Origin of the sequence: Nonomuraea sp. NPDC049714 (assembly GCF_044465295.1) — a bacterium.
GTDB lineage: Bacteria > Actinomycetota > Actinomycetes > Streptosporangiales > Streptosporangiaceae > Nonomuraea.
The window spans coordinates 162,281-175,386 of the sequence record NZ_JBITLM010000010.1 but is presented as its reverse complement, the minus strand read 5'-3'; the positions used below and the strand labels follow the sequence as shown (position 1 = coordinate 175,386).

General features: G+C 71.2%; 10 protein-coding genes and 1 pseudogene. 7 read left to right on the top strand and 4 right to left on the bottom strand.

Annotation, left to right across the window (positions count from 1 at the left end; genetic code table 11):
- Window positions 1–376: 376 nt before the first annotated feature.
- A pseudogene (gene xseA / locus ACIBQX_RS34050) lies at window positions 377–1,576 on the bottom strand (exodeoxyribonuclease VII large subunit); the annotation flags it as partial.
- 26 nt (window positions 1,577–1,602) lie between these two features.
- Entirely contained in the window at window positions 1,603–2,718 is a 1,116-nt protein-coding gene (locus tag ACIBQX_RS34045; RefSeq protein WP_397011848.1) for a hypothetical protein, read from the bottom strand.
- 102 nt (window positions 2,719–2,820) lie between these two features.
- Here ACIBQX_RS34045 and ACIBQX_RS34040 point away from each other — a divergent pair, with 102 nt between their 5' ends.
- Window positions 2,821–3,786 carry a 4-hydroxy-3-methylbut-2-enyl diphosphate reductase gene (locus ACIBQX_RS34040; RefSeq protein ID WP_397011846.1) on the top strand — a complete coding sequence of 322 codons (966 nt, stop codon included), beginning with the start codon at window positions 2,821–2,823 and terminating at the stop codon, window positions 3,784–3,786.
- 20 nt (window positions 3,787–3,806) lie between these two features.
- Here ACIBQX_RS34040 and ACIBQX_RS34035 read toward each other — a convergent pair whose 3' ends face one another.
- Both ACIBQX_RS34035 and ACIBQX_RS34030 read right to left on the bottom strand, forming a co-directional pair.
- Window positions 3,807–4,316, bottom strand: coding sequence for a DUF6542 domain-containing protein (locus tag ACIBQX_RS34035; RefSeq protein WP_397011844.1), 510 nt, complete (start codon window positions 4,314–4,316; stop codon window positions 3,807–3,809).
- Window positions 4,317–4,330: 14 nt separating this feature from the next.
- Window positions 4,331–5,599: a DNA recombination protein RmuC gene (locus ACIBQX_RS34030; protein WP_397011842.1), complete on the bottom strand. Its 1,269-nt coding sequence runs from the start codon at window positions 5,597–5,599 to the stop codon at window positions 4,331–4,333.
- Between the two features lie 105 nt (window positions 5,600–5,704).
- Here ACIBQX_RS34030 and ychF point away from each other — a divergent pair, with 105 nt between their 5' ends.
- The 6 genes from ychF to ACIBQX_RS34000 all read left to right on the top strand — a co-directional run bounded on the left by ychF (window position 5,705) and on the right by ACIBQX_RS34000 (window position 13,081).
- Entirely contained in the window at window positions 5,705–6,781 is a 1,077-nt protein-coding gene (gene ychF / locus ACIBQX_RS34025) for a redox-regulated ATPase YchF (protein ID WP_397011840.1), read from the top strand.
- Between the two features lie 63 nt (window positions 6,782–6,844).
- The gene (locus ACIBQX_RS34020) at window positions 6,845–7,573 is read left to right on the top strand and encodes a class I SAM-dependent methyltransferase (protein WP_397011838.1); all 729 of its coding nucleotides are present in this window, start codon (window positions 6,845–6,847) and stop codon (window positions 7,571–7,573) included.
- 80 nt (window positions 7,574–7,653) lie between these two features.
- On the top strand, window positions 7,654–7,950 hold the full coding sequence (locus tag ACIBQX_RS34015) for a hypothetical protein (RefSeq protein WP_397011836.1): 297 nt from the start codon (window positions 7,654–7,656) through the stop codon (window positions 7,948–7,950).
- Between the two features lie 668 nt (window positions 7,951–8,618).
- A complete protein-coding gene (locus ACIBQX_RS34010; RefSeq protein WP_397011834.1) occupies window positions 8,619–9,335 on the top strand; it encodes a conjugal transfer protein in 717 nt (238 codons plus the stop codon).
- 61 nt (window positions 9,336–9,396) lie between these two features.
- Window positions 9,397–9,663, top strand: a complete 267-nt coding sequence (locus ACIBQX_RS34005; protein ID WP_225277783.1) for a hypothetical protein — start codon at window positions 9,397–9,399, stop codon at window positions 9,661–9,663.
- Between the two features lie 55 nt (window positions 9,664–9,718).
- Window positions 9,719–13,081 carry a TcpE family conjugal transfer membrane protein gene (locus ACIBQX_RS34000; protein WP_397011832.1) on the top strand — a complete coding sequence of 1,121 codons (3,363 nt, stop codon included), beginning with the start codon at window positions 9,719–9,721 and terminating at the stop codon, window positions 13,079–13,081.
- Window positions 13,082–13,106: the final 25 nt, after the last annotated feature.

The following is a 13,106-nucleotide window of genomic DNA, read 5'->3' as shown; positions in this document are numbered from 1 at the left end:
GGCGTGCACGTCTTAAGGCGCTGGCCAAGGCGGAGGAGCGGTCCTGCGGTCAGGGCGTCTTGGAGGAGCTGTCCGGTTTCTTGCGGGTTTTACCCGGCTTTCCGGGCTTGTCCACGGCTGACTGATCGTCAGCGCGTTGCTCCTCACCCTGTTGCTGCTCAGCCTGACGCGCCTCGGCCTGCGGTGCCTCAGTCCGTTGGTCCTCCACCGCCGGTGGGGCCTCGGCCGGCCTCTTCTTGGCCGTCTTGGTCTGGACCGGTGTGTCCGCGGTCGGTCTGTCCCCGGTCGGCTTGGTCTCGTTCGGCTTGGTTGCGGTTGGTTCGTCCCTGGTCGGCTCGTCCCCGGTTGGCCTGGTCTTGGTTGGTTCGTTGGTGGTTGGTTCGGTGCGGACGGTTAGGCGGTCGTCGGGGAGGCGGAGGGTGAGGAGCGTGCCCGGTGGGACGTCCTTGGCGCGGCGGACCACCTCGCCCGAGGGATGCTGGACGATGGCGTAGCCGCGCTCCAGCGTGGCCGCCGGGGACAGGGCGACGAGCCGGCCGCGGATGTGGGTGAGGTCGTCGCCGGCCCGGTCGAGCGAGCTTGTCAGCGACCGCCGGGCGCGCTCGCGCAGGGCGTCGACCTGCTCGGCCCGGCGTTCGAGCTCCCGCACCGGGTCGGCCAGCGACGGGCGCGAGCGGACCGAGGTGAGCCACGACATCTCGCGGTCGAGCCAGCCGCTCACCACCCTGCGCCCTCTGTCGCGGAGCTGGCGGACCAGCGAGAGCTGCTCGCCGACGTCGGGGACGACCTTCTTGGCGGCGTCCGTGGGAGTGGAGGCGCGCACGTCGGCCACCAGGTCGAGCAGCGGGCTGTCCTGCTCGTGACCGATCGCGCTCACCACGGGGGTGCGGCAGGCGGCCACGGATCGTACGAGCGTCTCGTCGGAGAACGGCAGCAGGTCCTCCAGGGAGCCGCCGCCACGGGCCACGACGATGACCTCGACGTCTGCGTCCGCGTCGAGCTTGGCCAGCGCCTCGGTGACCTCTCCCACCGCGTAGGGGCCCTGGACGGCCACCTCCTCGACCTTGAACCGCACGGCGGGCCAGCGGCGCCGGGCATTCTCCAGCACGTCGCGCTCCGCGGCCGAGTCGCGGCCACAGATCAGCCCCACCGTGCCGGGCAGGAACGGCAGCCGCCGCTTCCTGTCAGCGTTGAACAGGCCCTCGGCCGCCAGCAACTGGCGCAGCCGCTCCAGCCGGGCCAGCAGCTCGCCCACGCCGACGGGGCGGATCTCCAGAGCGGTGAACGCGAACGAACCTCTGTTGACCCAGAAGTCCGGTTTGACGTGCACCACCACCCTGGCGCCGTCGGCGGGGCGCGGCATGGTGGCCTCATAGACTCCGCGCGGAGCGGTGACCCGGGCCGACACATTGGCCACCGGGTCGCGCAGCGTCAGGAAGACCGTGCCACCGCGCGCGCTCAGGTCCGTGATCTGGCCTTCGACCCAGACGGTCCCGAGTTTGCCGATCCAGCCGCCCACCATCTGCAAGACGGTGCGGATCGGCAGCGGAGACTCGGGTGAGGTCTTCGAGGTCATGGCGGAAGACTACGGTGCCGCGGTGACTATTCTCCGGCCTGCAGCTTGGCCAGGCGGTTCTCGTACATCCGCACGACCTCGGGGCGGGCCTTGGTGGCCTGCTCGAAGGCGAGGCACGCGCTGATCTGCTCGGCCGACTTGCCGCGCATCCTGGCGCGCAGCGAGGCGACGGTCAGCTCCGAGTAACCCGGCAGCGGCTCGGCCAGGCCGGTCACCGAGGCGGGGGCGGTGTCGCCCTCGGCGGCGGGCACGGCTTCGGCGGCCTCGGCCAGCTTGTCACCCTCCACGACGGGCTTCGGCTTGGCAGCCCTGGGCTTGGTCGCCCTCGCCTTGGCAGCCTTCGGCTTCGCCTCAGCGACCGGAGCCGACGCCGTCTCGGCAGCCGTGTCCACAGCGGGCTTCGCCTCAGCGACGGGCTTCGCCTCAGCAACCGGCTTCGCCTTGGCAGTCGTGTCTACGGTCGGCTTGGCCTCGGCGGTCGGCTTCGGCGCGGCGGCCGGCTGGGGCTCGGTGGTGACAGGCTCGGTGACGGCCGGCTTGGCAGCGGTAGCGGCAGCGGGCTCGGGAGCGGCCACGGGCTCCGTGGACGCCACGGGAGGCTCGGGAGCGGCCACGGGGGCGGACGTCGCAGCCGCAGGCTCAGGAGCCGCCGTCGGCGCGGACGAGGCCGCAGTGGGCTCGGAGGCGACGCTGGGAGCGGTGGAAGCGGGAGCGGCGGGAGCGCTGGTCGCGCTGGGCGCGGGCTCGGCGACCGCCGGGGACGGCTTGGCCGGGGAAGCGCCGCTCTCCGGCTCCGCCTCGGTCTTCGTGGCGGGGCTGAAGATGACCGGGTCCGGCTTGGTCTTGGCGGTGCCGTTCGACTCGGCCGCGCCGGGGCGAGGCGCGAAGATCACCGGCTCCCTGCGCGCCGGCTTCTCCTCCTCGGCGGACGCGGCGACCTCGGCGGCCGGCGCGGACTCGTGCTCCTCCTTCTTCTCCTCCTTCGCGCCCAACCCCTTGATCGACTTCTTCACGCGGTCGACCAGCCCGAGCGCGTGGCCCGCGGCGCTGAGCGTGCCCTGGACGACAAGGAGCGGCAGATCCTTCGCTTTCTTGTCGGTGACGGTCTTGGTGATGTTGCGTATCACGTCGCTGAGGGACATGTACGTCTCCCTGGGAGGTCTGTATCGGACGGCCAGCATGGCAAACGGCGGGCAAGCACGCACGCACGGGCCCGTTGGCCGCTCTCACGTAGCATAAGAAGTATGGAGCCCCAGACCCCTACTTCCCGCCGAGTCCTCGTAGCCAAGCCCCGCGGCTACTGTGCCGGAGTCGATCGAGCCGTCGTAGCGGTCGAGAAGGCTTTGGAGCAGTACGGCGCGCCCATCTACGTGCGCAAGCAGATCGTCCACAACACGCACGTGGTCAAGACGCTCGAGGCCAAGGGCGCCATCTTCGTCGAGGAGACGGAGGAGGTGCCCGAGGGAGAGATCGTGGTCTTCTCCGCGCACGGCGTCTCGCCCGCCGTGCACAGTGAGGCCGAACAGCGCAAGCTGCGCACCATCGACGCCACTTGCCCCCTGGTGACCAAGGTACACAACGAGGCGAAGAGATTCGCCGGCCAGGACTACGGCATCCTGCTCATCGGCCACGAAGGGCACGAGGAGGTCGAGGGCACCGCCGGCGAGGCGCCGGAGCACATCCAGCTCGTCGACGGCCTCGGCTCGGTGGACGGCATCCAGGTGAAGGACCCGGAGAAGCTGGTGTGGCTGTCGCAGACCACGCTGTCGGTGGACGAGACCGTCGAGACGGTGGCCCGGCTCAAGGAGCGTTTCCCGACGCTGATCGACCCGCCCAGCGACGACATCTGCTACGCCACCCAGAACCGGCAGGTCGCCGTCAAGGAGATCGCGGCGCAGTGCCAGCTCATGATCGTGGTCGGCTCCGAGAACTCCTCCAACTCCAAGCGGCTGGTGGAGGTGGCCAAGGACCACGGTGCCGACGCCTCCTACCTGGTCGACAACGCCACGTTCATCCGGGACGAGTGGCTCGACGGCGTCACCACGGTCGGCGTGACCAGCGGCGCCTCGGTGCCCGAGGAGCTGGTGGATCAGGTGCTGGCCCGGCTGGCCCAGCACGGCTTCGGTGACGTGGAGGAGGTCGAGTCGGTGCGGGAGAGCATGCGCTTCTCCCTGCCGCACGAGCTCCGCAAGGACCTGCGGGCGTCGTAGCGCCTGAGCGGCCCGGGTGGTCAGTCCTCGGTGCGCGGGGTGCCGTACACCTTGGGCTCGAAGTAGCCCTCAGGCTCGGGGACGAACGACTGGCGCGGGCGCGGCGCCTCCGCGCCCGCCCGCAGCTCGTCGCGTAGTTCGCGGACGTTGTCGCGCAGCCCGCGGCCCCAGGCGACGCCGAGCACGATGGCCGATCCGGCGAACAGCCAGGGCGCGCCGTGCGACAGCGAGCCGTACAGGCCGAGTGCCAGCGACTGGATGATGCCGACCGAGCTGAGCGCCCGGCCGAGCTCCACGAAGAGCGTCGCGACGAAGAACACCAGCGGCGGCGTGACCACCAGCGACAGCAGCTCGCGCGGGTTGACCAGGATCACGCCGAGCAGGCACGCGGACACGAACGCCAGCCCGATCAGCGGCTGCAGGCCGAACAGGGCCGCCAGGACGTATCCGGCGAGGGTGGCGAGCAGGATGAGCGCGATGGCGCCACGGGCGGTCAGCCTGACGGCCGATCGCTTGCCTTTCCCGGTCATTGGCCCCGCCCCCCTTACTGCGACCCGTTGGCCAACTTACCGTTCGCGTGCGAAATGAGAGACGTGGTTTCCAGCAGTTCGGGAGAGGACAGGGGCCTGGGCAGGCTCTCGACCATCTCGGGCGGGTCGAGCTCGCCGTCCACCACGCCCAGGTCGCGCAGCTTGCGCGCGCTGACCAGGACGCGGCTCTCAAGAGAGCCGACCGACTTGTTGTACGCCTCCACGGTACGCGTGAGCGCCCTGCCGAGCGACTCCACGTTCCTGCCCAGCGACGACAGTCTTTCGTACAGCTCCTTGCCCAGCTCGAACACCGCCCTGGCGTTCTCGCTGAGCGCGGCCTGCTGCCAGGCGTAGTGGGCGGTGCGCAGCATCGTGATCAGCGTGGTCGGGGTGGCGATGTGCACCCGCCGCGTCATGGCGTACTCCAGCAGGCTCGGATCCCGCTCCAGCGCGGGCGCGAGGAACGCCTCCCCGGGGATGAACAGCACCACGAACTCCGGCGACGGGTTGAACCCCTGCCAGTAGGCCTTGGCGGCGAGCCGGTCGACGTGCTCGCGCACGTGCCTGGCGTGCGCGTCGAGCCGTACCGAGGCGAGGGACTCGTCGGCGGCCTCCGCGGCCTCCAGGTAGGCGGCCAGCGAGACCTTGGAGTCGACCACGATGTTCTTGCCGCCGGCCAGCCGCACCACCATGTCGGGCCGCTGGGCGCCCTCGGTCACCTGCTCGTCGAAGTCGCAGTGACGCTGCATCCCGGCGATCTCGGCGACCCTGCGCAGCTGCATCTCGCCCCAGCGCCCGCGCGCCTCGGGCCGCTGCAGCGCGCGTACCAGCGCCATGGTCTGCGACCGCAGTTGCTCGTGGCTGTGCCGGACGAAATCCATCTCCCTGGCCAGCTCGGCGCGGGCGGCGCGCTGACCGGACTCGGTGTCGCGCAGCTGCGCCTCCACCCGCGCCAGCGCGTCCTTCAGCGGCTCGACCAGGTGCTCGACGGCCTGCCTGCGCTGCTCCAGGTCGCCGCTGGCCTCGGCGCGGCTGGCCGACAGCCGGGTCTCGGCCAGCTCCAGGAAGCGCACGTTGTTGACGTCGAGCGCCCGGGTGGACAGGGCCTGGAAGCGCTCGGCGAGCTGCTCCTCGACGTAGACGAGCTTCTCGGCCGAGGATCTGGCCCTGGCGTCGGCCTCGGCCACCCGCACCGCCGCTCTCGTCCTGGCCAGCAGGAACCCGATGGCAGCGCCGGCCAGGAGGCCGATGAGCAGGCCGATGAGGAGGGAGACGACGTCCATTCGATCGATGATTGCAGCACATCGGGCCGGGATCTCAGCCCGACACGCCTGGGCCCCTCGCGGCCGTAACCTGCTGCGTCGCAGGAGCAAGTAAACTCGCTGGGCGTGAGCCTCTCCATCGGCATCGTCGGCCTGCCCAACGTCGGTAAGTCCACGCTGTTCAACGCGCTGACCAAGACCGGCAACGCCCTCGCGGCCAACTACCCGTTCGCCACCATCGAGCCCAACGTGGGCATCGTGGGGGTGCCGGACGAGCGCCTGCCCAAGCTGGCCGAGATCTTCGACTCGGCCAAGATCCTGCCCGCCAAGGTGGAGTTCGTCGACATCGCGGGCCTGGTCAAGGGCGCTTCCGAGGGGCAGGGCAGAGGCAACCAGTTCCTCGCCAACATCCGCGACACCGACGCGATCTGCCAGGTGATCCGGGTCTTCAACGACCCCGACGTCACGCACGTCGACGGCGACATCTCGCCCAAGCGCGACATCGAGACGATCAACACCGAGTTGATCATGGCGGACCTGCAGACGGTCGAGAAGGCCATCCCGCGCCTGCAGAAGGAGTCGCGCCACAACAAGGACAAGAAGGCCGCCCTGGAGGCCGCCGAGGCCGCGCTCGCGGTCCTGGAGACCGGCAAGACCGTCTTCGAGGCCGGGCTGGACGGCGCCGAGCTGCGCGAGCTCCACCTGCTGACGGCCAAGCCGTTCCTGTACGTCTTCAACCTCGACGCCGACGAGCTGACCGACGACGACCTCCGGGCCCAGCTGTCCGCCCTGGTCGCGCCCGCCGAGGCCGTCTTCCTCGACGCCAAGATCGAGTCGGAGCTGGTGGAGCTCGACGACGAGGAGGCGCTGGAGCTGCTGCAGTCGGTCGGCCAGCAGGAGTCCGGCCTCTCGCAGCTGGCCAGGGTCGGCTTCGAGACGCTCGGCCTGCAGACCTACCTGACGGCCGGGCCCAAGGAGAGCAGGGCCTGGACGATCCCCAAGGGCGCCACCGCGCCGGAGGCGGCCGGCGTGATCCACACCGACTTCCAGCGCGGCTTCATCAAGGCCGAAGTCGTCTCCTTCGAGGACCTGGTCGAGGTCGGCTCGATCGCCAACGCCCGCTCCGCCGGCAAGGCCCGGATCGAGGGCAAGGACTATGTCATGCGCGACGGTGACGTGGTCGAGTTCCGCTTCAACGTCTGACCGAGCTCCTGTGCGCGGATAACGCTTTGAAACGGCACTCGCCGGTCGCCTAGCGTGGGCGGCGTGCCCGATCCGATCTTCGGCGACCCCCGGCTGGCCCGGATCTACGATCCGCTCGATCCCGACCGGGGCGACCTCGACGTCTACGCCGCCATGGTGGACGAGTTCGGCGCGCGCCGGGTCCTGGACGTGGGCTGCGGCACCGGCTCGCTGGCGTGCCTGCTGGCGCGGCGCGGGGTCGAGGTGACCGGGGTGGACCCGGCCGGGGCCTCGCTCGACGTCGCGCGGGGCAAGCCGGGCGCGGACCGGGTGCGGTGGATCCTGGGCGACGCCACGACGCTGCCGCCCCTCCAGGTCGATCTGGTCACCATGACCGGCAACGTGGCGCAGGTGTTCCTCACCGACGAGGACTGGGCCGCCGCCCTGGCCGGGGTCCGGGCCGCCCTGCGACCGGCGGGCGTGCTGGTCTTCGAGACCCGTGACCCGGCCCGCCGGGCCTGGGAGGAGTGGGACCGGGCACGCACCCACGCCGTCACCGACGTGCACGGCGTCGGGGTCGTAGAGTCGTGGTGCGACGTGCTGGAGGTGTCCGGTCCGCTGGTCACCTTCCGGCACACGTACGTCTTCGCGTCTGACGGCGCCGTCCTCACGTCCGACTCCACGCTGCGGTTCCGGAGCCGCGGGGAGGTCGAGCGGTCGCTGCGCCGGGCCGGGTTCGGTTGCCGCGAGGTCCGCGACGCGCCCGACCGGCCGGGGCGTGAGCTCGTCTTCGTCGCCGGCGAACTTGATTGAGGGACAACTGCGGCGTCAACCACTTGGGCCGCCCGCGCGTCGAATCCACACGGCGTTCACGCTGACTCGGGAGGCCCCTCATGAGACGCATCATCCGGAAACAACGCCCAGCGCCCAGGCTCACGGGCATCAGCCTGGAGGAGGAGCTCGCCCTGCTGAGGGTCGAGCTCATGTACGGCCTGCGCGTCAACCGCGAGGCCTACCTGCGCAGGAAGGTCGACGAGCGGGAGGAGCTGGCCACCCAGATGCGCGCCCGCGACGCCACGAGCATGCTCGCGGAGCTGCGCGGGTCGCTGGAGCGGGCGGTGCAGCCCACGGTGGTGGACCTGCACGCGCGCAGGCAGCCGGTCGGCAACCAGGACCCCGAGCCCGCCTGACGACGACCCCCGGATACGGACGCGCCGCCTGCCCGGTATCGGGCAGCCGGCCGTTCCTGTTTTTCGGTACGTCTCCGCAGGTCAACGGCACCCGGCGTGATGAGGACAGGATTTCGTGGCTGCCGGGCTATGCGAAATTAGGTCTCTGGCCTGGTCAAATGCCCATTCGACAGGGAACCCTCACAAGTTGGCACTCCGATGCGTCCCATGCGCACTCGGTTTGCTACCGGACGGCGATGCCTGCAGCATGGGCATGGCTTTCCTGGAACAATGGCGGAGACCGGATAAGGTGACTGCTTCACCGCGGATGATGGGGATCGGCAACGGACGACACCGCGCCAGCCGGGGCGATTGGCGCGAGCGGAGGCGTGATGGCTCGTAGGTCAACCGTCCAGCACGGTCCTCGGATCGCTGGCGACCCCGAGCTTTCCGTACGCTCAGACACAGCCGCCTTCGACGCGCCGCCTCCGCGCAGGCCGCGACGTGGCGGTTGGTCGGGCGGCGGCGGGCGTTGGCTGGTGTGGACCGGCCGCATCATTCTCTGGGCGCTTATCGTGGTTATCGTGGTTAATGGGATCCGTGCACCTTTTGAGCGGTTTACCGGGCAGAACACCGCCGCTCCGAATGAGACCGTGCAGCCGGAGAGTGACTTCCCGACTGATCGTGGCATGGCATTCGCCGCCCAGTTCGCCGGCGTTTACCTGAATTTCAGTCCCGAGGACGCCGTGAGCAGGTCCGGCAAGCTGGCCGCGTTCCTGGCCGACGGCATGGATCAGCAGCTGGGCTGGGACGGCAACGGCAAGCTGGGCGCCGTCGCCATCCAGCCGTACGACATCGAGGTCACCGACGACGCCAACGCCGTGGTCACGGTCGCCTTCCAGACGGGCAGCCGCAGGCTGCACCTGTCCGTGCCCATCTACTACTCGAGTGACGGCAGCAGGTTCGTCGTCTCGGGCTGGCCCGCGATCCTGCCCGCGCCGGGGCCCGCCGACCTGCCGCAGGTGGCGCAGGCGGAGAGCGACGACGCGGCGGCGACCGAGCTCAAGCCGCAGCTCGAAGGCTTCTTCCGCAACTACGCCTCGGGCAACGGCGCGGAGTTGCAGCGCTACGTCACCGCCGGCACGAGCCTGCCGAGCTTCGCCGGTGCCTTCTCCTTCGCGGAGCTCAAGAGCGTCGTGGTGCCCGTGGGGGGTGCCACCCGAGAGATCCAGGCGGTCGTGGTGTGGGTCCTGCCTGACGGCGCGGCCGCGACCACCGACCCCATCGCCACCGACGCGAGCGCGGGAGCGGGCCGCCTCCAGCAGGCCTATCGCCTCACGGTCGTGAAGCAGGGCGACAAATGGTACGTCGACGACATCCGCGGCGCCGGTCGGGCCGTTGGATAGACGCACGACCGCGCTGCTGATCGGCACCCCCCCGGGAGGACACGAAGTGATCTTGAAAACGATAGTGCTCAACCTGATCGAACTGACGCCGACACCCGCACCCACAGGCGTCAACACCGAAGGACTCGCCGACTTCCTGCGCGCGTTCTTCGCGCCGCTCTTCCTTGTGGTCGTCTCCGTGGTCGCGCTGTTCTTCCTCTTCACCCGCGAGATCACGAGGTTCGTGCAGTTCCTCATCCTGGCCGTGGCCATCGGCGTGATCTTCTACGTGCCCAACATCATCGAGGTGACCGCCAAGGCGATCGCGGGAGCCCTGGGCATCCAGTAAAGGGTTGAGACCGCTCCTTGGCGGTCATGAACGAGCGGGTGGAGAGGAGGACCGCGTGGACCTGCCTACGTATACGAACATCTGGCGCATCGAGAAGCGGCTCTACAAGCTGTACGACCTACGGCTCCCCATGCCGCTGCCCATCGTCTGGATCGGCGTGTTCGTCGGCGTCTTCGTGCCGTGGTCGCTCCTGCTCTGGCTGGTCGGCGTGCCGGTGGAGATGCCCTGGCACGTCCTCTACCTCGTACCCCCCGGGATCGTGACGTGGCTGTCGACCCGCCCCGTCATCGAGGGCAAGCGGCTCACCGAGCTGCTCGAATCCCAGCTCCGCTACCTCGGGCAGCCGCGCGCCTGGTACCGCCTCGCGCCCGGGGCCGAGCCCGAGACGATCAGTTTCTCCGGCCGCGTCTGGCGCGCCTCGCCGGCCCGGGTCCGCGTCAAGTCGACGCGCAAGGCCCGCCAGGCCCAGCGCAAGCGCTCGGCCCAGCGCATCGCCGGCCCGCGCCAGGTCCGCCCCGCCGTGGCGGCCGCCGCCGTCGCCGCCGCACAGGCCCCGCTCGCCGAGTCGCCGTCCCCCAGCGCGGGCTGGGGCTCCCGGACCCGCCCCGGCGCCGCGCCCGCCCTCGGCACCACCGCCCTCGCCCTCCCGCCGTCGCGCCAGGACCACGAGCCCGTACGCGATCCCCGCGCCGAGACGAGAGATTCGGCGGAAACACCGGCCGCCCCCAGGACCACGACCACTCCGAAGACCGGCCAGGACACCCCGGCCCGAGCACGGACCCCCCGAGACCCGCAGAAGAGCACCGCGAGGGACCCGCAGAGCACCGCGAGGGACCCGCAGAGCGCGGCAAGGGACCCGCAGGGCGCGGCAAGGGGCTCTCAGGGCGCTGTGCGTGGTTCGCGGGATGTCGGGCGCGATTCGCAGGGCGGGGTGCGGGACGGGAGGGACACGTCGGCCGCGCTCCGTCTGGTGCGTGATGCCCCGGAAGGCGCATCCACCGGCCGCGGCTACGGAGAAGCGGGGCGCGATGACGTCCGCACCGCCGGCACCGTCGGTACTGCCGGCACCGGCAGCGCCGCCCGAACCGCTCGCGGCGATGCCTCCAACGGTCTGCATGACGGCCCGCGCACCGGGCGTGACGCTCGCGGTGACGCGCGGGCTGAGCTCGATGCGGTCGAAGGCGCCGTACAGGATGACCTTGACGACGCCCGGCACGAGGCGGCGGCGGGCGGCGTCGCTGAGAGGGCGGGCGAGCGGGCGTCCGGTCAGGCCGCAGGGAGCGAGGCAGGCGGGCGGAGTTCGCGTCAGGGTGAGTCGGGTGAGCGTGCGGGGGGGCGGACCTCGCGGCAGGCCGCGGCGGGTAAGCCGATGGACACGGAGGCGCTGCGGCGGTTGCGGAAGCTCGCCGCCAGCGCCGACGCGCCGTCAGAGGCTTCGGCCCTGCCGGGCGGCGAGGACGAGCGGACCGCGGACGAACACGGCCGGGACGACGAAGTCGCCAGGAACCAGCACCGGAAGGGGCAGCCGCCGAGGCTGGGGCCCGCTCTGCTGCTGCCGGACGCCCAGCGGGGCTGGTCGCCGCTGACCCCCGACTCGACGCCGGTGAAGCTGTCCCGCCCGTTGCGAGGCAAGGGGCCGGACTCGGAGCTGCCCGCGTTGCCGGTCCACCATGACGACGCGGTTCCCTCGGTGTCCGTTCGACCCGAGCGGGTGGATCCCGCTCAGCACGACGATCCCACCCGTCCCGAGCAGGCCGACGAAGAGCTCCAGGCCCCCACCGGCTCCGCACGTCGGGACGACGAGGGGCCCACCCCTGAGAGGGACGTTTCCGAGCGCCCCCAGGGCGTCGAGGAAGGGCCTGTAGGCACCCCAGAGGGCGAGGAAGCCCCGTCCACGTCGTCGACAGCCCCGGAGGTCCCGTCCGAGGCGCTGCGGCCACTGGAGAGCCTGCCGCCCACGCCCCATCACTCGTCCGCACGACCCGAGCAGCCCGAGTCCGCCGAACACGAACCGTCCGAGCCCATAGAGGCTCAGCGGTCCGAGGGCGCGGCACATGGGCAGTCCGAGTCCGTGGAGGCTCAGCGGTCTGAGAGCGCGGAGTCCGAGTCGTCCGAGCGTGTTGGAGCCGAGCGGTCTGCGGAGGAGCGCCGGCAGTCCCCCGCGCGCCGCCCATCGCCGCAGCGTCTGCGCTCGGTCGAGCCTCTGGAGCCGGTCCAGGACCGGGAGCCCGAGGAGGACGGTCGGTCCGCCGAGCGTCAGCAGCGTGTGAGGCAGGAGCAAGAACAGGAGCAGGAGCAGGAGCGGTCCGTGGTGGGGCTGGAGGCGCGTGAGGGGGGTGCCTCGGGGGCGGCGATGGAGCAGGAGCGGTTGCGGTTCGTGGGGCGGCCGCAGGCGCCGGAGCGGCGGGATGTCGCGGCCGGGCCGCCCGTGCCGGTGCCGAGGACCGAGGAGCGGGAGCCGCGGGTACGGCGGGTGGAGTCCGTCGTGGGGCGCGACTCCGGCGGCTGGCGGCGGATCGCTCAGGTGGTGGTCGGCGGCAACGGGGTGCGGACCGACGGCTCGGAGATCGACGAGGCCAGGGCCAGGGGCGTGTTCGGCGGCAGCCGCAGGATCGTGGTGCTGGGATGTACGGGCGGTGCGGGCCAGAGCACGACGGCATTGATGCTCGGCCACACGCTGGCCCGCTACCGCGACGACCGGGTGGTGGCGGTGGACGCCGCGACCGGCGGCGGGAGCCTGACCAGCAGGATCGAGCAGGAGACGCCGGAGACGCTGACGTCGCTGCTCGCGGGCCTGCACGGGGTGAGCGGCTATCTGACGATGCGCGGCTTCACCACCCGTACGGCGTCCGGGCTTGAGGTGGTCGGGGCCGACAGCGACGCGGAGGCCGAGCAGCGGCTGGCCGATCGCAACCTCTTCTCCGACCACCGGCTGGGCGAGGCGCTGAGCCTGCTCGACCGGCACTACAAGCTGACCGTCATCGACCCGGCGGCCTCGCTGGCGGCGCGCGTGCTGCCGTACGCCGACCAGCTCGTCCTGGTGCTCCCCGCGAGCGAGGAGGCCCCGGAGGCCGTGGCGATGACGTACGAGTGGCTGGACGGCCACGGCTGCGCGGACCTGAGGCGGCGGGCGGTCATGGTGGTCAACGGGGTGAGCAGGCGTTCGATGGCGGACGTGGAGCAGGCGGAGGCGGTGGCCAGCGGCAGGTGCCGGGCCATCGTCCGGGTCCCCTGGGAGGACGGGCTGGCGCCGGGCGGCGACGAGGTCGTCGATCCGGGGCAGCTGCGCGCGGCCGGGCGGCGGGCGTATCTCGCCCTCGCCGGGGTCGTGGTGGCGGGCTTCGCGGCACAGCGGATCCGACCGAGCGAAGAGGAGTTGGCGAGTGACCCCCCGGGCACGAGAATCGGTGAGCGATAAGTGAACATGCGAGCAGGTATGGCCA

Excerpts from the sequence above, each read along its gene's own strand:
- ACIBQX_RS34045 (WP_397011848.1), bottom strand. The coding sequence starts at position 2,718 with ATGTCCCTCAGCGACGTGATACGCAACATCACCAAGACCGTCACCGAC.
- ACIBQX_RS34040 (WP_397011846.1), top strand. The coding sequence starts at position 2,821 with ATGGAGCCCCAGACCCCTACTTCCCGCCGAGTCCTCGTAGCCAAGCCC.
- ACIBQX_RS34035 (WP_397011844.1), bottom strand. The coding sequence starts at position 4,316 with ATGACCGGGAAAGGCAAGCGATCGGCCGTCAGGCTGACCGCCCGTGGC.
- ACIBQX_RS34030 (WP_397011842.1), bottom strand. The coding sequence starts at position 5,599 with ATGGACGTCGTCTCCCTCCTCATCGGCCTGCTCATCGGCCTCCTGGCC.
- ACIBQX_RS34015 (WP_397011836.1), top strand. The coding sequence starts at position 7,654 with ATGAGACGCATCATCCGGAAACAACGCCCAGCGCCCAGGCTCACGGGC.
- ACIBQX_RS34010 (WP_397011834.1), top strand. The coding sequence starts at position 8,619 with ATGGCATTCGCCGCCCAGTTCGCCGGCGTTTACCTGAATTTCAGTCCC.